16 protein-coding genes and 1 pseudogene are annotated in these 19,046 nt (G+C 61.8%); 6 read left to right on the top strand and 11 right to left on the bottom strand.

All coding sequences use genetic code 11. From position 1 onward, the window contains the following. The 4 genes and pseudogenes from AO692_RS33575 to ettA all read right to left on the bottom strand — a co-directional run. Positions 1-153: pseudogene (locus tag AO692_RS33575) on the bottom strand (molybdenum cofactor sulfurase); the annotation flags it as partial. Positions 154-262: 109 nt separating this feature from the next. Further along, positions 263-1,384 (bottom strand): beta-ketoacyl-ACP synthase III, encoded by a 1,122-nt coding sequence (locus tag AO692_RS01660; protein ID WP_054308446.1) that lies wholly within the window; start codon positions 1,382-1,384, stop codon positions 263-265. A 214-nt stretch (positions 1,385-1,598) separates the two neighbouring features. Next, positions 1,599-2,363, bottom strand: a complete 765-nt coding sequence (gene tam / locus AO692_RS01665) for a trans-aconitate 2-methyltransferase (RefSeq protein ID WP_054308280.1) — start codon at positions 2,361-2,363, stop codon at positions 1,599-1,601. A gap of 159 nt (positions 2,364-2,522) precedes the next feature. Next, on the bottom strand, positions 2,523-4,172 hold the full coding sequence (gene ettA / locus AO692_RS01670; RefSeq protein WP_054308281.1) for an energy-dependent translational throttle protein EttA: 1,650 nt from the start codon (positions 4,170-4,172) through the stop codon (positions 2,523-2,525). 281 nt (positions 4,173-4,453) lie between these two features. Between ettA and AO692_RS01675 the strand changes: the two genes are divergently transcribed. The 4 genes from AO692_RS01675 to AO692_RS01690 all read left to right on the top strand — a co-directional run bounded on the left by AO692_RS01675 (position 4,454) and on the right by AO692_RS01690 (position 8,974). Continuing rightward, a complete protein-coding gene (locus tag AO692_RS01675) occupies positions 4,454-4,900 on the top strand; it encodes a spore coat U domain-containing protein (protein WP_244483228.1) in 447 nt (148 codons plus the stop codon). A gap of 75 nt (positions 4,901-4,975) precedes the next feature. Next, positions 4,976-5,641 (top strand): molecular chaperone, encoded by a 666-nt coding sequence (locus AO692_RS01680; RefSeq protein WP_244483229.1) that lies wholly within the window; start codon positions 4,976-4,978, stop codon positions 5,639-5,641. A gap of 34 nt (positions 5,642-5,675) precedes the next feature. Next, positions 5,676-8,024 (top strand): fimbria/pilus outer membrane usher protein, encoded by a 2,349-nt coding sequence (locus AO692_RS01685; RefSeq protein ID WP_244483222.1) that lies wholly within the window; start codon positions 5,676-5,678, stop codon positions 8,022-8,024. Further along, the gene (locus tag AO692_RS01690) at positions 8,021-8,974 is read left to right on the top strand and encodes a spore coat protein U domain-containing protein (RefSeq protein ID WP_348271437.1); all 954 of its coding nucleotides are present in this window, start codon (positions 8,021-8,023) and stop codon (positions 8,972-8,974) included. Before AO692_RS01685 ends, AO692_RS01690 begins: the two co-directional genes overlap by 4 nt. A 127-nt stretch (positions 8,975-9,101) precedes the next feature. Here the strand turns inward: AO692_RS01690 and AO692_RS01695 are convergent, their stop codons facing one another. After that, entirely contained in the window at positions 9,102-10,031 is a 930-nt protein-coding gene (locus AO692_RS01695) for a DMT family transporter (RefSeq protein WP_054308286.1), read from the bottom strand. Between the two features lie 302 nt (positions 10,032-10,333). Between AO692_RS01695 and AO692_RS01700 the strand changes: the two genes are divergently transcribed. Further along, positions 10,334-11,929, top strand: coding sequence for an ABC-F family ATP-binding cassette domain-containing protein (locus tag AO692_RS01700; protein WP_054308287.1), 1,596 nt, complete (start codon positions 10,334-10,336; stop codon positions 11,927-11,929). A gap of 31 nt (positions 11,930-11,960) precedes the next feature. Here the strand turns inward: AO692_RS01700 and AO692_RS01705 are convergent, their stop codons facing one another. Continuing rightward, positions 11,961-12,899: a GNAT family N-acetyltransferase gene (locus tag AO692_RS01705; protein ID WP_054308288.1), complete on the bottom strand. Its 939-nt coding sequence runs from the start codon at positions 12,897-12,899 to the stop codon at positions 11,961-11,963. Positions 12,900-13,034: 135 nt separating this feature from the next. Beyond that, positions 13,035-14,015, bottom strand: a complete 981-nt coding sequence (ftrA, locus tag AO692_RS01710; protein ID WP_054308447.1) for a transcriptional regulator FtrA — start codon at positions 14,013-14,015, stop codon at positions 13,035-13,037. Between the two features lie 82 nt (positions 14,016-14,097). Here ftrA and AO692_RS01715 point away from each other — a divergent pair, with 82 nt between their 5' ends. Further along, complete coding sequence (locus AO692_RS01715) at positions 14,098-14,493, top strand: rhodanese-like domain-containing protein (protein ID WP_054308289.1); 396 nt, start codon at positions 14,098-14,100, stop codon at positions 14,491-14,493. A 22-nt stretch (positions 14,494-14,515) separates the two neighbouring features. On the opposite strand, the gene AO692_RS01720 is transcribed toward AO692_RS01715, so the two are convergent. The 4 genes from AO692_RS01720 to AO692_RS01735 all read right to left on the bottom strand — a co-directional run bounded on the left by AO692_RS01720 (position 14,516) and on the right by AO692_RS01735 (position 19,013). Then, the gene (locus AO692_RS01720; RefSeq protein ID WP_054308290.1) at positions 14,516-15,166 is read right to left on the bottom strand and encodes a glutathione S-transferase family protein; all 651 of its coding nucleotides are present in this window, start codon (positions 15,164-15,166) and stop codon (positions 14,516-14,518) included. 140 nt (positions 15,167-15,306) lie between these two features. Then, positions 15,307-15,990 (bottom strand): SDR family oxidoreductase, encoded by a 684-nt coding sequence (locus tag AO692_RS01725; RefSeq protein WP_054308291.1) that lies wholly within the window; start codon positions 15,988-15,990, stop codon positions 15,307-15,309. After that, on the bottom strand, positions 15,980-17,392 hold the full coding sequence (locus AO692_RS01730; protein ID WP_054308292.1) for a GH1 family beta-glucosidase: 1,413 nt from the start codon (positions 17,390-17,392) through the stop codon (positions 15,980-15,982). Before AO692_RS01730 ends, AO692_RS01725 begins: the two co-directional genes overlap by 11 nt. After that, positions 17,373-19,013, bottom strand: coding sequence for an amino acid ABC transporter permease (locus AO692_RS01735; protein ID WP_054308293.1), 1,641 nt, complete (start codon positions 19,011-19,013; stop codon positions 17,373-17,375). The genes AO692_RS01730 and AO692_RS01735 overlap by 20 nt, the downstream gene beginning before the upstream one ends. Positions 19,014-19,046: the final 33 nt, after the last annotated feature.

Here is a 19,046-nt window from a genome sequence, read left to right on the forward strand (position 1 = left end):
CCCGCCATGGAAATCGCCGGGAATTCCGTCGAACCCAAGCTCCAGCCGCTCCACTGCCCGCGTCTGGAAATCGTCGGACGGCGCGGCATAGAGGCCGGCGACTTTCGCGCTGAGCTTCTTTGCCGGCACGATTTCAGGCTGTGTGTCGAGCATGGCTTACCTGTCCGCAGTCCACATTGTCGGGCGCAACCTACTGTAACGCCGTGGCCGGTCCAGTCGAAAGCGTTGATGCATCGATGAAGGATGTTGATGCGCGGCGAGCCTATTGCATCTTCAAAAGCGCGCCGCCGATGGAATAACCCGCACCGAACGCGCACAGCAGACCGAAATCGCCCGGCTTCATATCGGCATGGTTTTCGCTGAGCGCGATGATGGAGCCGGCACCGGCCGTGTTGCCCAGACGCTCCAGCACCATTGGCGCACGATCGTGCCCCACCTCATGGCCGAAGGCGAGCTTCAGGATCATGGCGTTCATGCGCGCATTGGCCTGGTGCAGCCAGAACCGGCGGATGCCGTGCGGAGTCAGCCCATGCTCGGCCAGGAATTCGACGATGAACTTGTGGCCGGCAACGGTGACTTCCTTGAACACCTTGTTGCCGACCTGCTTGATCATATTGCCTTCAAGGTCGATCATATAGGGATCGTCCTGCGCGGTGCGGGTGAGGTAGCCGAGATTGGTGCGGATGTTCGACGACATCTGCGTCCACAGCCTGGTATCGAGCACCTCGAAACGACCAGACCGCGTCTCCCCTTCCCCGGCCGCTTCCACCACCATCGAGACCGAAGCGTCGCCGAAGATGAAATGCGTCTGGCGGTCACGGAAATTGAGATGACCGGTGATGATTTCCGGTGTCGTCACCAGCACTTTCTTCTGCGCGCCTGAACGTACCAGATTGACCGCCACATGCAGCGCCGCTGCGGCGGAAGAACAGCCAAGCCCCATGTCGAAGCCGGCGCCTCTGGTGCCGAGCGCCTCCTGCATTTCGATGGCGATCGCCGGATAGGGTCGCTGCAGATGCGAGGACGAGACGATCACCAGATCGATCTCACCCGGTTCCGTTCCGGCATGCGCCAGCGCCTTGCGCGCCGAGGCGATGCCGAACTCGGCCTGCAGGGAGAGTGCATCGTCCGGCCGAGCCGGCAGGCGCGGCGCCATGCGCGCCGGGTCGAGGATGCCCGCGCGTTCGACGACATGGCGCTTCTTGATACCGGAGGCATGCACGATGAAATCGGCATCGGATTTCTGCAGCGGCTCCGCATCCGTTCCCGCGCGCTTGGCGTTCTCGGCGTCGACCCAGGCGTTGAAGCTTTCGACCAATTCTTCGTTGGTGATCGACGCTTCCGGGATTTCGACGCCGATGCCGCTGATGATGACGCGATGCATGTCCAACTCGTTTTCCTGGCGGCGGGGAGCCGCGCTGCCAACGGCATCCTGGGAGATGATGCAGCCGGCTTTTCTATGCGGTTTACGCTACCTTCCGTTGCGAAGCGAGCCTTTCCTCGTCCGGCGCAATGCATAGCTGTTGACGTTGCGTCCGCCCCACAAACGGCGAAACAATGACGATTGCGGCGAAGATATCAACCGCCCGACTACAATGTCAGCGCGTGGCGACGATGAACAGCCTCGGGAAGCGCAGCAGCACCTTGCCGTCCACAGTCGGCGGATAGGCTTGCGCGATCTTCGCCGTATAGTGCGCGAGAAACTGGCTCTTTTCCACCTCATCCAGCGGATCGAGGAAGGGTTTCAGGCCCGTCGACTTCACCCATTCGACGATGGCGGCCGCATCGGCCAGCGGATGGTTGTAGATCGTGTGCCAGATGTCCAGCCTGGCCGCATGGGGCTTCAGCCTGTCGTAGTAGAACGATACCGACGGCAGCGGCGCGCGCGCCGCCTTCGAGAGCTTCGCGGCGAAGGGCATCGCCGCCGCCGTCTCTCGCATCAGCCGGTGTGACGGTTCATCCATGTTGTCGGGCATCTGGATGGCAAGCGCGCCGCCAGGCACGAGCAGGCCCAGCAGCCTTTGCAGCACGGCCGGATGCTCCGGCAGCCACTGAAAGACCGCATTGGCGAAGATGACGTCGACCGGATCAGCCGGCGCCCAGCTAGCTGCATCGGCGAGTTCGAAGGAAAGCTTCGGCAATCGCGCCCTCGCCTTCTCGATCATATCGGGCGATGTGTCGAAGCCGGTCACTTGCGCGTCCGGCCAGCGTGCGGCCAGGAGTTCGGTCGAATTGCCCGGCCCGCAGCCGATATCGACGACACGGCGTGGGCTCGCGACCGGTACCTGTGCGAGCAGATCCCGCGCCGGCCGCGTCCGCTCGTCCTCGAATTTCAGATAGAGCGAAGCGGACCAGTCTTTCATCGTGCGAACTCCAATCAGGAGCAATTCCAGCAAAAATGTGTAGCGGTTTTGCGTCCGGAATTGCGGAAAACAAGGAAGCGAGCATTGGAGGCAATCCTGTTTTGCCGGAAATGCTCTGAGAAATGAAAACGCCCCGCTTTGGGCGGGGCGTCGGTATTCTTAGCGCGTCAATCTCTTGTACGTCATCCGGTGCGGGTTGACCGCCTCCGGGCCGAGACGACGGATCTTGTCCTTCTCGTAGTCCTCGAAGTTGCCCTCGAACCATTCGACATGGCTGTCGCCTTCGAAGGCCAGAATGTGCGTGGCGAGACGATCGAGGAACATGCGATCGTGGCTGATGATGACCGCGCAGCCGGCATAGCTTTCCAGCGCGTCTTCAAGCGCGGCAAGCGTTTCGGTGTCGAGGTCGTTGGTCGGTTCGTCGAGCAGCAGCACGTTGCCACCCGTGCGCAGCATCTTGGCCAGGTGGACGCGATTGCGCTGACCACCGGACAGGTTGCCGACCTTCTGCTGCTGGTCGCCACCGCGGAAATTGAACGACGAACAATAGGCGCGGGTGTTGGCTTCGAACTTGCCGAGCTTGACCACTTCGGCACCGCCGGAAATCTCTTCCCAGACGGTCTTGTTCGGGTCGAGCGCGTCACGGCTCTGGTCGACATAACCAAGCTTGACCGTTTCGCCGACGCGGATCGTGCCCGCGTCAGGCTTTTCCTGGCCGGTGATCATCTTGAACAGCGTGGTCTTGCCGGCGCCATTCGGACCGATGATGCCGACGATGCCGCCGGGCGGCAGCTTGAAGGTCAGGTTCTCGATCAGCAGTTGCTCGCCGAACCCCTTGTCGAGATCGGCGACTTCGATGACCACGTTGCCGAGGCGCTCGCCATGCGGGATGACGATCTGCGTGTCGGTCGGACGACGGTTGTTGGCCTGTTCGAGCAGATTTTCGAACGCCTGGATACGCGCCTTGGACTTGGTCTGGCGCGCCTTGGGCGAAGACTGGATCCACTCGCGCTCGCGGCCGATGGCGCGCTGGCGGGCATCGTCCTCGCGACCTTCCTGCTTGAGGCGTTTGGCCTTGGCTTCCAGATAGGCGGTGTAGTTGCCCTCATAAGGAATGCTGCGGCCGCGATCCAGCTCGAGGATCCAGCCGGTGACGTTGTCGAGGAAGTAACGGTCGTGGGTAATGAGCAGCACCGCACCCTTGTAGGCGCGCAGGTGCTTTTCGAGCCAGGCCGTGGTCTCGGCGTCGAGATGGTTGGTCGGTTCGTCGAGCAGCAAAAGGTCGGGCTCGGAGAGCAGCAACTTGCACAGCGCCACGCGGCGGCGCTCGCCGCCCGAAAGCTTGGTCACATCGGCGTCCTTGGGCGCGCAGGCCAGCGCTTCCATCGCCATCTCGACCTGCTGCTCGAGATCCCACAGGTTGAGCCGGTCCATGTCATCCTGGAGCTTGGCCGATTCATCGGCCGTCTCGTCGGAATAGTTCATCATCAGCTCGTTGTAGCGCTCGATGATGGCCGTCTTCTTGGAGACGCCTTCCATGATGTTCTCGAACACCGTCTTGTTCGGGTCGAGCTGCGGCTCCTGCGCTAGGTAGCCGACGGTCGCACCCTCGGCCAGCCAGGCCTCGCCGGTGAACTCCTTGTCGAGCCCGGCCATGATCTTGAGGATGGTCGACTTACCGGCGCCGTTGGGGCCGAGAATGCCGATCTTGGCATCGGGATAGAAGGAGAGATGAACGTTCTCCAGCACCTTCTTGGTGCCGTAGGCCTTCGAAAGGCCGGACATGTGATAAATGAATTGGCGTGCCACGCGCGCTTTCCTTGGATCGAACGGATTGGAAGCCGAATTGAACGGAGGTTGCGCGCTATGTAGGCGATGGCGACCGAAACGGCAATCGTTAAGGGCACGAAATCGCCGACCATCAAATGCATTGCGGGCTTCTATTGATCCACGCCCGATGCAATGGCATACAACCTACAGGCAGGGGTGCTTCGCCAGTGTTTCCGTTTGCAGCGGGAACCTAAACAGGGAGCATCTTTATGAGGTTGCTGAACTGCTCAATTGCCGTTGTTTGCGCGGCATCGTCAGTAATGCCTACTTGTGCTTTCGCCGCTACGGCAACCGGCAATCTTAATGTTCGAATCAACATTCAGGGCGAGTGCAAGGTCGTCAGCGCCGCTGATCTGGACTTCGGCAGCAAGGGTGTCATCGACGCCAATCTAGATCAGACGACAACACTCTCGGTCCAGTGCACGAACACCACGCCCTATACGGTAGGGCTGAATGCCGGCAATGGTGCAGGTGCAACCGTTGCCGTACGCAAGATGACCGGACCTGCTTCGGCCACCATCAACTACACGATCTATCGGGATGCTGCCCGTACCCAGCTCTGGGGCAATACAGCCGGAACCGACACCGTTGCAGGGACAGGTAACGGCGCTGCCCAGAGCATCACCGCCTACGGCCGTGTGCCAGCTCAGAACACACCTGCTCCAGGCATCTACTCCGATGTTGTTGCAATTACCGTGACGTACTGATCGGCGAGGGAGGGAAACAACATGCATCCTTTGCTGAAGGGACTTGGCGGGGCTGTCGCGTTTATTTTGTCGGGCATGCCCTTGGCGCATGCCGCTTCACTTCGCGTGGCACCGACAACGGTGGAACTTATTGGGCCCGACAGCGCGGCCACTCTTAATTTGCGGAACGAAGCGCGGGGGCCGCTCAACGTGCAGGTGCGTGTTTTCCGGTGGACTCAGCAAGGCGGTTCGGAGCAACTCGAGCCCACATCCGAAGTCGTGGCCAGCCCACCATCCATGAAGCTCAAACCCAATGAAGACTACACGATCCGCGTCGTGCGCGTCGACAAAACACCGGTCGGCAGCGAGGAGAGCTACCGTGTGGTGGTCGATGAACTTCCCGACCCTTCGCGCAAGAAAGCTGGCACCGTCAATCTGGTGGTTCGCCACATGGTCCCGGTGTTCTTTCGAAACGCGGACGCCGGCGGCCCGGAAGTGACGTGGAAGCTCACCCGTTCGGGCCGCGGCTTGACGCTGATCGGCGAGAACAAAGGCGGCAGCAGGCTGCGCCTGGCCGATCTTACCTTGACGCAGGGCGGAAAAGCGATCGCCAGCCGCAAAGGTCTTGTCGGCTACGTGCTCGGGGGTTCTGTCATGCAATGGCCGCTGGGGGCAGCGGGGCGGCTTGGCGCAGGGGCGGTGAAACTCTCGGCGCAAAGCGGTGCCGGTCCCATAACGGCAAGTGTCGCGACCAGCCGCTAGGCTGTCATTCTGTGTGCTGGCTTCGGTTTTCGTCTTGTCCTCCGCATCGTCGGAACCTCAGGCAACCGACATAACGAATCCGCAGCCGGCAACGACGGCGACACGGGACCTCTATCTGGAGGTCTTCATCAACGATGCATCGACCAATCTGATTGGCAATTTCAAACAATTGCCGGACGGCCAGCTTGCCGTGGCCTCACAGGAACTGTCCGAAGTGGGTCTGAAGCCGGTCGACAGTGCAAAGGCGGATGATGGACTCATCATCCTCGATCGGCTGCCGTCGGTTTCCTTCCGTGTCGATGAAGCCGCTCAGCGGATATTCATCGCTACCACCAACGATGCACGGCAAGCGAAAGTGGTTGATATCGACACGCAGGACAAGCGCGACCGCCTTGAACCGCGCTCCAGTTACGGCGGCGTTCTCAACTACTCGCTCTTTGCCAGCTCGAACACGCTGTTCGAGAAGGATGCCGACCTCTTCCAGGGGATTTCAGGAAGTTTCGACGCGCGCCTGTTCAGCCCCTATGGAACGCTGAGCCAGTCGTTTATCGCGGGCTATTCGGACAACGAGTTCGACAAGTTTCGCAGGCTCAAGACGACATGGTCTTATTCCGATCCGAAAAGGATGGTGACCTATCGGGCCGGAGACTTCATCTCTGGTGGCCTCGCCTGGACACGACCGGTCTATCTCGGCGGCATGCAGATCGAGCGCAATTTTGCCTTGCGTCCGGATCTGGTGACTTTGCCGCTGCCTTCCTTCTCCGGCACCGCCGCTGTGCCCTCCACGCTGGAAATCTATACCCAGAACACAAGGAGCTATGCCGGAGAGGTTGCCGCCGGTCCTTTCGAGGTCGTCAATATCCCCGCCTTCACCGGACAAGGCCAGGCACGGGTTGTGATCAGGGACAGTCTCGGTCGGGAAACCGCGACGACGCTGCCTTACTATTCCTCGAGCATGCTTTTGCGCCGTGGCCTGCTCGATTTTTCAGCCGATCTTGGTTTCCCTCGTCGCAATTTCGGTATCGAGTCGAACAACTATGACCAAAGGCTCATGGGCTCGATCAGCGCCCGCTACGGGCTCACCGACTGGCTGACGCTGGAAGGCCATGCCGAAGGCGGCGCGGACCTCGTCAATGGCGGCGCGGGCATCGCCTTTCCCCTCGCGGGTTACGGCGCGGCGTCAATGGCGGTTGCCGGCAGCTATCACGACGGTCGTTCCGGCTCGCTGGTGAATGCCACGGTGGAGCTCGGCTACGAGGGATGGACTTTCTACGGACGCGTCCAGCGCGTCTTCGGGGACTACCAGGACATCGCGGCGGTTACCGCAGAACCTGCCTTTGGGCGGGATGGCCTGCCGCTCTTCAGCGCTGGAGTGCCGCGCGCCATCGACCAGGCGACGCTGAGCATCCCGATGCCGCTCGACCTCTCCAGCCTGACCCTTTCCTTCACCAATTTCGAAGATGCCGACGGAGAACGAAGCCGGATCGTCGGCCTCTCCTACAGCCAGCAGATTTTCGAGCGCGGCACCATCTATGCCACCGCCTTCAAGGACATCGAAAATGAGGACAGCTTTGGCATATTCGCCGGCCTCTCCGTTCCCTTCAACGACGACATCACCGCCTCCACCGGTGTCGAAAACGGCCCGGATGGGACGCGTGGCTTTGCCGACCTCACCAAATCGGAACAGTTCGAGAATGGAAGCGTCGGCTGGCGGCTGAGAACATCGGAAGGAAAAACGCCGCATCGGTCGGCAGCGGTCAGTTATCGCTCTTCCGTCGGACGGGCGGAAGCCGCCATCGAACAATTCGATAAGGATATCCGCGCCACGGCGCAGTTGGAGGGCGCGGTTGCCGTCGCAGGCGGCGGCATCTTCGCGACAAACCGCATCGACGATGCCTTCGCCGTCGTCGACGCCGGTGCGCCTGACGTCGAAGTGCAATACCAGAACCGGCCGGTGGGCAAAACGGACAGCCGCGGCAAGATCATCGTTCCCGACCTGCGCTCCTACGAAGACAACACGGTTTCGATCGACCCCGGCAATCTTCCCGTCGATGCCGACATTCCCACAACGAAGGAGATCGTCGTGCCTGCCGACCGTAGCGGCGTCGTCGTCGATTTCGGCGTCACCGATAAGCCCGCGGCGGCGCTGGTTTCCTTCGTCGATGCCAGCGGCACCCCCCTGCCCGTCAGTTCAACGGGCACATTTCCGGGCAATCCGGAACCCTTCGTCATCGGCTATGACGGCGAAGCCTACATACGCGCGCTCAAGGCCGACAACAGCGTCGTCATCGAGCTTGGTGACGGCAATTCCTGCGAGGCTCGGTTTCCGTACCGCGTAACACCCGGCAAGCAGGTCGTGATCAGAAAGGTGGTGTGCCAGTGAGGCTGTTTTTGGGAACAATTGCCGGCTTCTTCGTAGCTATGGCACTTCCCTCGGCGACATGGGCGCAAAGCTGCACCTTCGGCATCTCGGCCATGAATTTCGGCCAGGTCGACACGCTGTCGGGCGCACAGACAAACACCAGCGCCAATATGAGCGTGAGTTGTACAGGCGTGCTGTTGTCCAGAATTCTGATCTGTCCCAATCTGGGCGATGGCTCCGGCGGTGCTACTGCATCCAGCAGGCAGATGCTGAGCGGCACCAATGCACTGAATTTCCAGATCTATTCGGATGCGAGCCGGAGCACCGTCTGGGGTTCCTATCTTTGGCCCTATCCGAGCCGGCCTCCGGTCTATTCCGTGACACTCAGCGCTTTGGGTTCGGCGACGGGAAGCAGCGTGCTCTACGGCGCGGTGCCCGGCGGACAGGGCACCATCCCGCCGGGCAGTTACATTTCCACCTTTTCAGGTGGTCATGTGGAGTTCCGCTACCGTTACGCCCCCGTCAGCAACGATTGCACCGTCACCACCGGCGTCGTCGTTGCCCGACCATCCTTCAACGTGTCCGCAACAGTGGCCGCGAACTGCCTCATTTCCACGCAAACCGTCGACTTCGGCACGACTGGCGTGTTGACCGGCAATGTCGACGCAACCGGGCAGGTCTCCGTCAGTTGCACACCTGGAACGACCTATTCGATTGGCCTTGGCAACGGGCAGACAGGTACGGGTCCGACCAGTCGGCGCATGGCATTGGGCTCCCAGGGTGTAACCTATGGGCTCTACAGGGATACGGCTCGCAGCCTGCCTTGGGGAAATAGCATCGGGACGAATACGGTCGCCGGCACAGGCACGGGCACTGCGCAGGGCATTCCCGTCTATGGACGCGTGCCCCCGCAGACCACGCCGGCGCCAGGCACCTATACGGATACGGTTGTGGTCACGGTGACATATTGAGGAGCTGTCAGAGCCGCCAGCCTCTTCCAAGATCGGTCCGATCCACGATTCCGATTTCAAGCCGGAAAAATGACCGCCCACAACCATGGGACGAAGGTCGTCCACGCTCAAATCGGAGCGAACAATTTCATCCGCGCCCTTTGCGGCTCGGTAAGAAGCCCGACGCAGCCAATGCTCCCGCTACGACCAGCACGGCACCAGCGACAACACCGACCGACACTGTCCCGATACCCAGGAGCGCAAGCAGGACCAGAGAAGCCAGCGGCGTCAGATAGGCGATGCCTGAGATCATCGCCATGTAGCCTGTCCTGACGGCGCGATCCCACAAGGCGTTGGAAAGAGTGAGTGGCGCAACGCCGATGCCAGCGATGGCAAGCCATTGGGTCGATGTCAGGCTTGCAGATGGTTCGAAGATCGCATGGAAGCCCAGTGCTAGCATGGCAAGCAGTCCCATCGAAGGACCTATCACGTCACGCATCTCACGTCCGTATGAACGGATGGCCGCGTAGACGGCAAAGGACAGTCCACTGAAAAAGGCGAGCAGGATACCGCCCCCATCGAAGCCGCGGTCGAATGCAGGCCCGATCGCGAAAACCGCCCCGACGAAGGCTGTAGCAATTCCGAGCATACGGATCTGTCCGAGCCGTTCCTTTCGAAGCCTCGCCATGATCGCGACCAGCAGGACCGGCCAGAGATAGGAAATCACATTGGCCTCGGCCGGCCCGATCCTGCGCATGGCGAGCAGGTAGAGGATGTTGTTGGTCAGCAGGCCGATCGTCACGACGGCAAGAGTTCGAGGCGGCGTGGAGAGGAAGCTCGCCGACTGGCCCTGGATCGCCGAAAGACCGAGCGAGACGACGAAGCCGACCGCCGACGCCAGGCCGAAGATCAGAAATGGCGGAGCCGGGCTCGCGACAGTGGCAAGGGCCGGCCACGTCGCCCAGAGCAGCACCGCGCCGAGTGCGAGACAGGCGGCTCTTGTCTGCGGGCCAAGTGGCGGCAGTCGCTCAGTCAGCGCGCTGAAGCCAAGGAACAGAGGGGGCGACGCGATCTTCATTGCCAAATCCCAACATGGCATTGCGGCCTCGATGTCACGGCCGGGTTGCATTCTCGAACGCCAACGCTGTGGTCGATGTTCCCGGATGGTAGGCGCGGCAATGACCTCGACTTTGGCGGTTTGGGTCGCTTCGTCAAGACAGTCGGCAGACGACCTCGCTCCATTTCCTCGCAGCGAAGACCTTGTTCTTTTCGCGACCTTCCCTAAATTGCCACCGGACAACGCGAATTGGAGTTTCCCGGACATGTGACTGATCCTCGCTGCCTTCACCGCTTCGGTTACGCAACGAGTAGTCCTGTCTCATGTCTTCATCCATTACGCTTGCCTGTCTCGGCTGGTCCACGCCTGACGGTACCCCTCTTTTCACCAACCTGAACCTGAGCTTCGGGCCCGAGCGCTCGGGCCTTGTCGGACGCAACGGCACCGGCAAGACCACTTTGCTGCGCTTGATCACGGCAGCGCTTCCCTTGCAGACGGGAACGATCCAGGTTCGCGGCACCTTGGGCTGGATGCGGCAGGAGCTGCAGCTTCTTCCCGGGCAGACCATCGGTGATCTGTTCGGTGTTTCGCCCGCGCTGGCGATCCTCGATCGCGCGGAAGCTGGAGAGGCCAGCACCGAGGAATTGGCCGATGCCGACTGGACCTTGCAAACCAGGATCGAAACAGCGCTTTTGCGCTGCGGCCTGGATGTCGGCCCGAAGACCCCCCTTTCCGCATTGTCGGGCGGGCAGCGCACCCGTGCGGGCCTTGCCGCGCTGATCTTCCAGGAACCGGATTTCCTGTTGCTCGATGAACCCACGAACAATCTCGACCGTGCTGGACGCCAGGCCGTGATAGATCTTCTCAAAGACTGGCGGGCCGGCGCAATCGTGGTCAGCCATGACCGCGAGTTGCTTGAGCAGATGGATGCCATTGTGGAGCTCACCACCCTCGGAGCCAGCCGGTACGGCGGAAATTACAGTGCCTATCAGGCACGCAAGGCCGAGGAACTTCAGGCTGCCGATCGCAGACTGACGGATGCCGAAAGGCAACTCGCCGAGACAAAGCGAAGCGCCCAGCAAGCGCAGGAACGCAAGGCACGCAAGGACAGCGCTGGACTGAAGTCTCGCACACGCGGGGATCAGCCGAAAATCATGCTCGACGCCGCAAAAGGACGATCGGAAGCTTCGGGCGGAGCGAATACACGCTTGCGCGACACGCGGCGCGACAAAGCCCAGGACGCCGTGTCGTCTGCCAGAGCACAGATCGAGATCCTGCAGCCGATCCGGATGGACATCCCTTTGACAGGCCTTCCCGCAAACAGGCAGGTTCTCACGCTAGAAGCGGTGACGGGCGGACATGACCCGGCGCACCCGGTAATCCGCGACCTGTCACTCTCCATCACGGGGCCCGAGCGTATAGCCATCACCGGCCCAAACGGCGGCGGGAAGACAACCCTTCTTTCGCTGATCGCCGGCAAGTTGAAGCCGCAAAGCGGCAGGATCGATCTCAACGTGCCTCATGCTTTTCTGGATCAGGCCGTCGATTTGCTCGATCCTGACCGATCGCTGCGGGACAACTTCCTTCGCCTCAATCCCGATGCCAACGAGAACGAATGCCGGGCCGCCTTGGCACGCTTCAGGTTTCGCGCCGACGACGCTCTTCAAAAAGTTCGTGCGCTCAGCGGCGGCCAGAAATTATGTGCCGGTCTCGGCTGTGTGTTGGGCAGGGCCGCGCCGCCGCAACTGCTGCTTCTCGATGAACCGACCAACCATCTCGATCTGGATGCGACAGAGGCTTTGGAGGCGGCGTTGACTGCCTATGACGGAGCAATACTGGTGGTCAGTCACGACGAGGTGTTTCTCGACAAACTCGCTTTGGATCGACGATTGGACCTCGGCTCTATGCCGAAGGGCTGAATGGCCGCCTGCAACTTGCAGCAGATGATCGTTACCGCACAGTCTTGATTTGCGGCAGGTCGCGGGTCAAAGCGCGAAAGCCTACGCCGTAATACATGTTGCGGGCAGCAGTGTGCGCCGGAGCGCCAAGACAGGCGACCAGCATGTGCTTCGCACCAGCGGCCTTCGCCAGATGCATGCCATGCAGTTGCAGTGCGGTGCCCAGCCCCCGCCGACGGAAATCCCAATGTGTGCCGACGGGTTCGAATTCAGCGGTCCGCGTTGCCTCATCCAGCCAGATGATCGCGGTTGCCGCCAGCGTGCCATCAGGCGCTTCGACAAGCACATGCAGGTCACCCCGGTATGGCCAGGTCTGCTGGACGCGCTCGAAGGCCGTCTCGCTGAAACTGGACGATTGCCAGGCATCTCGATGCGCCTTGACGGCGTCAGCCCCTGACACTTCCCTCGCCGTTAGAAACCGGAAACCGCTGGGCAGTATGGGATCCGGCAGGTTGCTGAGCTCGCGCCTGTTGAACTGCACCCAAGACCCATCGTCCGCACCGGCTTCAGCATCGAAGACGTAGCCGTGTTTGGTGACAATCGCCTGCGCGTGCTCGTCCGCAGACTGTATCGTCAGCAGCCGATCGACGCTGCCGGCAACTTCGTCATACCAATCCAGGATTTCGTGCAGCAACTGCGGTTGATCCGGGTGCGTCTGCCAGATCAGGTTGGCGGTCGCGGCCTCGCGGAATGTGCCATCTTCGCGTGGAATTCGATGGGGTAGATGAACCCATCCCCACGCGACCAACCGACCGTCGACCAACCACAGCCGATGCCGCCAGAACGGGCTGAGAGTGTCGAAATCCTTACCCCAGACCCAGGCCAGTTCCCCTGTGGTCGCATCGGCATTGAGCAATTCCGGCCGCAAGGCGGTCACCTGCTGGGCCAGTCCTTGCATCAGCTGCAGTTCTTTTGCGCTGAGATTCTCCATGCCGGGCAACCTGACAGGGCCGGACCATCGTGTCGAGGCGGCCTGGTGAACGTTGCCGAGACTGGCGGTTGCGTATTGTCGATCCTCGGCCAAAGAAGCGCCTTCGTCTCGATGACGCGCCTGGCAAGCTTGCCTTCACGCCGGCTCGGCGATGAAGCGCGCACGATATTCGGTCGGGCTGATGCCCATCTGCCTGCGAAAGTGATGCCGCAACGTATGGGCACTGCCGAAGCCGACAGTTTCCGCGATGTCATCCATGTTCAGGCGGTGCTGACACAGAAGCTGCTTGGCCCACGCAACGCGTTCCTCCGTCAGCCATTCGCCAGGCGATGTTCCCGTCGCCTCGGTGAAGCGGCGCAGGAACGTTCTCAGGCTCATCGAGCACTCTGTCGCCATCTCCTCGACCGTCCAGCGCGTTTGCAGGCTGGCGCGTAGCCTGTCGAGCAGCGGCGCGATCTCCGAACTTTTGCGCTGTGGCACGGGGCGCTCCAGAAACTGCGCCTGTCCGCCCGCGCGGTGCGCCGGCATCACCAGCCTTCGCGCAACCGAATTCGCCGCGGCAGCGCCGAAGTCCCTCCGCACGATCTCGATCATGAGGTCGATGCCGGCGGCACTACCGGCTGAGGTGAAAATGCGATCATGATCGCGATAAAGCGATGTGTCATCGACATCGATTTTCGGGTAGCGGCGGCGAAGCTCGCTCGCATAACGCCAATGGGTGGTCGCTGAGCCACCGTCCAGAAGTCCGTTCGCCGCCAGCACAAAGGCTCCCGAACAGATTGACGCCAGGCGCGCACCGCGCGCGTGCGCCTGGCGAAGCCTTTGGCAAAGCTGTTCTGGAACGGGGGTGCCAGCCCCTTTCCAGCCCGGCACTACGATGATGTCGGCCCGCTCGATCAGATCCGGAGTGCCATCTGCTACCAGGGTGAAACCGCCATGCGCCCGCAACGGACCATCATCGACCGGGCAACTGGCAAACCGGTACCAGTCTGGTCCCATCTCCGGCCGTGCAAGACCGAAAATCTCGGCAATGATTCCGAACTCGAACGTGCACAGGCCATTGTAAAGCAGCGCAACGACAAGAGGACCTGAGGTAGCGGATGAGGGATTTGGCATGATCTTTACGTATATTGGCATTCACGCCAATTGCAAGACAGTCTCCTGGCGCAGGATAAGGGCACCACAACAGGAGACCACCATGCCAACCGCAGTGACAGCAACCAGGCCTGCCGCCAGCACCCGCGCCAGGGAACACTTCGCCGCCGAATTCGAGTTCGAGACCGACTGCTGGGATGTTCACGAGGCGCTGTCTCAAGGCGCGGATTTCGTGCTGCTCGACGTGCGCAGCCCCGCCCTCTACGCAAAGGGGCATGTGCCCGGCGCGATCAACCTACCGCATCGCAAGATCATCGGCTCGAAGATGCGGCAATGGAGCGAGGACACCATCTTCGTCACTTATTGCTCGGGGCCGCACTGCAACGGCGCCGCCCGCGGCGCGCTGCGCCTCGCCGACCTCGACAGGCCGGTCAAGATCATGAGCGGCGGGCTCGCCGGATGGGTGCATGAAGGTTTCGAACTGGCGACAGGCGAGTAGTCGCGACGATGCTTAACGCTCTTCAACCGGCCGATGCGGCGACGAAAACCGCCAGTTGGTCATCGAAGGCACGCTTGTAGGCCGGCCGCGCCTTGGCTCGGGCAACATAGGCGGAAAGGTTTGGGAATTCCTCCACCAAACCTGATCCGTCCAACCTGTGCAACACCGTCACCATCACCAGGTCGCCGGCACTGAATTCACCGTCGAGCCAGTCGGCATCGCCAAGCCGCCTTGAGAGTTCGTTCAGCCGGACCCTGACGCGATCTTCAAGTATGGGCAGGAATTCCTTGAACCATGGCTTGTCGCCCACCACAAAAGGAGCCACGTCGAACTCGACGATCGGCAGTTCCATCGTGTTGAGCGCGGCAAACATCCATGTGATCGCGCGCGCCCGCGCATTCGCATCGTTCGGCAACAGGCCGGGATGATGCTGCGCGATATGGAGCACGATCGCCCCAGTCTCGAATAAAGAGAGGTCGCCCTCTTCATAGGTCGGGATCTGCCCGAACGGTTGAATTGCAAGATGCTCCGGCTGCTTCATCTCTTTGAATGAAACAAGACGAACGTCATAAGGCTGGCCTACCTCTTCAAGTGCCCAGCGAACGCGCATGTCGCGCGCCAGCCCTTGGCCTTGATCGGGTGACAACGCAAAAGCTGTGATGGTGGGGATCATAGGGGCTCCTTTCAGATCCTGGCGGCTGCTGCCCAAGGACGAACAACCCACGCTGCTGCCGACAGATCGTCGCGTTTTTTGTTGGTGATGATTTCCATGAGCCGAACCCTGCGTCCCGGATCACCCCCAAAGCAGAGGAGCTACCATCTTACCTCACAGCCGTCGAAAGCGAGGAAAGTCCCGGTCTGCTCCAGCTTTGCCGCCACGATGATCGTTCGCAGGGCCCTTGCACTTTCCTCAACCGACAACACGGCTTCTTCGCCGCCCATGTCGGTCTTCACCCAACCGGGGTGCAACGACAGCACTGTAATGCCGTCCGGCTGGAGATCCCGTGCGAGCTGGACGGTCACCATGTTGAGTGCGGCCTTGGAACAGCGGTAGGCATAGTCGTCGTCATCGTCATCGAGCAGGCCTTCCGCCATCGATCCCGCACGCGAAGCGATGTTGGCGACGACCGGGTCGCCACCGAGGCGCAGGTTTGCCCGCAATGCCCGCGTCAGCAAGATTGGACCCAGCGTATTGATGCGCAGCACGTCGTGGAATTCGTCGGGCCGCAGGCGATCCAGGCCAGGGACCGGGCTGCGCACCCCCGCATTGTTGACGAGCACATCTAACGGCCGGCCGGCGAGCCGTGTCGCCAGCGCGGAAACCGACGCCGGATCGGCAACGTCGAGCGGCTGGAACTCGACGGCGGACTCGAAACCACCTGCTGGAAAGCCGCGACCGCAGGCGATCACCTGCCAGCCGCCCCTCGCATACTGCCGCGCCAGTTCGTGTCCCAGGCCGCGCCCGGCACCGGTCACAAGGACGGTCTTACCCGCCAATTGCCGTGCTCCGTGGCTTGATGGCGGCCTCCTGGCGCGCGATCGCGGCATAGATTTCGCCGGAATATTTCACCGTGCGTTTCTGGGTTCCATAGTCGACATGGGTGATGCCGAACGGGGTGGTGTAGCCATAGGCCCATTCGAAATTATCCATCAGCGTCCAGGCGAAATAGCCGCACACAGGCACGCCTTCGTTCGCTGCCTTCGCAACCTGTTCGAGATGCTCGACATAATAGGCGGCGCGCAATTCGTCCCAGACATGGCCGTCCGTGCCGACCGTCTCCGGCCGCGTGGCAACGCCGTTCTCGGAAATATAGATCTCCTTCGGGGCGTAGTTCTCGTTCACATAACGCAGCACATCATACATGCAGCGGGGCCAGATCTCGTAGCCGACGGCCGAGTAGAGGCCCTCCGGCTGGACGCGCCGATAATTCAGCGGCGCCAGTTCCGTACCCTCGGCGATGACCGAGCGGCGATAGATGTTGACGCCGAGATAGTCGACGGGCGCCGCGATAATGGCATTGTCGTCGGCATGGATCGCGGGAAGCAGATCGCCATAGAGCTCCAGCATGTCCTGAGGATAGCTGCCCTTGAAGACGGCATCGAGGAACCAGCGGTTCTGCGCGCCGTCGAAGCGCCGTGCGGCGGCGATATCGCGCGGGTCGGCACTGGCGGGTTCCGCCACATTGAGGTCGAAGACGATGCCGACGGAGGCGTCCGGCACCTCCGCGCGGATGATCGGAACCGCCTTGCCGTGACCGAGCAAAGCGTGATGGCTCGCCGTCACGCCGCCTTTGGTGCCGTCGCGCAAGCCCGGCGCATCTTCGCCCGAGGCGTGGCCGGACCAGCAGAAGGTCCATGGCTCGTTGAGCGTCGTCCATTTCTTGACGCGATCGCCGAAGCTGCGTGCGGCCAACGCCGCATAGTCGGCCAATGCGTCAGCGGTGGCGCGATTGTACCAGCCGCCTTCGTCCTGCAATGCCTGCGGCAGATCCCAGTGGTAGAGCGTCGCGTAAGGTTCGATGCCGGCCGCCAGAAGATCGTCGATCAACCGATCGTAAAAAGCCACGCCCTTGGCGTTGACGGCGCCGCGTCCTTCAGGAAGCAGTCGCGCCCAAGCGAAAGAAAAGCGATAGGCGCCAAGCCCCAGCGCTTTCAGGACGGCGATATCGTCTTTCCAGCGATGGTAACTGTCGCAGGCGACGTCACCGCTGGAGCCATCGATGATGACGCTGGGCGTCTTGCAGAAGCGGTCCCAGATGCTCTCGCCCTTGCCGTCGGCGGCCGGCGCGCCTTCGATCTGGTAGGCGGCCGTGGCGGCACCGAAGACGAAACCTTGCGGTAGAACCAGCGAGGCTGCGCGCGCGTTCAGGATGCGCCTGTTATCGATGCTTGATGTCATATTTTCTCTCGACTGTGCTGACCAGGCTGGCCGCCGCCAGCGTCAGCAGGATGTAGAAGATGGCGGCGGAGTTGTAGGGCGCGAACGGCAGGAAACTTGCCGACTGGAATTCCCGCATGCGCTGGGTGATGTCGCGTATGGACAGGATCGACAGGAGCGAGGTGTCCTTGAGGATGGCGATCAGTTCGTTGCCGAGCGGCGGGATGATGATGCGGAAGGCCTGCGGCAGGATGACGAGGCGCGCCGTCTGCCAGCTGTTGAGGCCTAGGCTGCGCGCCGCTTCGATCTGACCGCGCGGGATGGCGTTGATGCCTGAGCGGAAGATCTCGGCCAGATAGGCGGAATAGGCGAGCGCCATGGCGGCGATGCCGCGCGCGAGATTGGGCGGATCGAACACGCCCTGGGTGGCATCCTTCAGCGCGCCTGCCAGCGGCAGGCCGACATAGAGCACGATGACCAGCATGGGGATGCCGCGGATCGTGTCGACGATGAACTCCGAACCGACCGAAAGTGGGTGACGGCGATGGATGTGGCCGCCGAAGGTGAGCAGGCCAGTGATGATGGCGAGCACAGCAAGGGTGATGCCGGAGGCTTTGTCAGAGTCCCTTAGGGCGCTGGTGCGCCACAGCGCCGGCAGATCGGCTGGTGCGGTGGCGAGCGGCAGCAGCGCAGCACTGACATCGGCCTTCTTTTCAAGCGCGGTTATGGCCTCCGCAGGTCCCTTGAAAGTGCGTAGCGCCACTTCGTCTTCCGGTGCACCGGGGAACTGGCCATAGCGGACGGCGCCGATCGTGCCTGATGGTGTGCCGGACACGATGGCGACCTTGCCGTCCAGCTTACCGACCAGCGCGTAGTCCTGGCGCGGCTGCAGCAGGAACCATGCGGCTGCACACGCCAGCAGCGCGGTCAGTGCAACGAAGATGAAATTTGCGCGGCGGCTGTAGTCGAGCTTGAGCAGGCCGACCCAGACGAGGCCGAGCAAGGCCGCCAGTATGTAGGCTGCGACCGCGGCGCGAATGGTGGTGGCGACGCCGGCTGCGAATGCCATGGGTGCGAGGAAAAAGATGACGACAAGGCCGATACCATTGACCGCGAACAGGGTCGTCCGCCCGGCTTTCGTCGCACGGGTTGCGTGGTCGCCGAAAAAGAAAAGCGCAAGCGCGGCGACGGTGATCGCCAGATAGGCCCAGAAAAGCACCGACGCGTAACCTTGCACCATCGCATCGGCGGCATCGGTCAGCTGGCGCGGCGTCACGCCCTGCATCACCAGTTTCGAGGTGAAGGGATCGACCGCGTTGGCAACGACGGAAGCTACATAAGGACGGACGGTTCCAGTGCTGGCGATCGCCATGGCCGCCAGCAGATTCAGGACAGCGCACGCCCTGGCAAGATGCGGTCTCGACGCCGATGCGCGCGAAAACAGGACGCTTCCGACACCCGCTGCAAAAGCCACCGCCAGGAGCAGGAAGCCGGGAACGAACGCCGAGGAGCCATGCTCGACACCGACGATGGCGCGCAGCGAGCGCTGGTAGTCCGCCGAACTCGCGAACAGGTAAACGATGAACGGCAGGGCGGCTGCGATGATCAGATTGCTGGGCCGCAGGCGCATAAGGTAGCGCATCTCTATCCGCCCTCCTTCGGAAAAACGGCTCCG

The organism is Mesorhizobium sp. 1M-11, from assembly GCF_001303895.1.
Classification (GTDB): Bacteria; Pseudomonadota; Alphaproteobacteria; order Rhizobiales; family Rhizobiaceae; genus Mesorhizobium.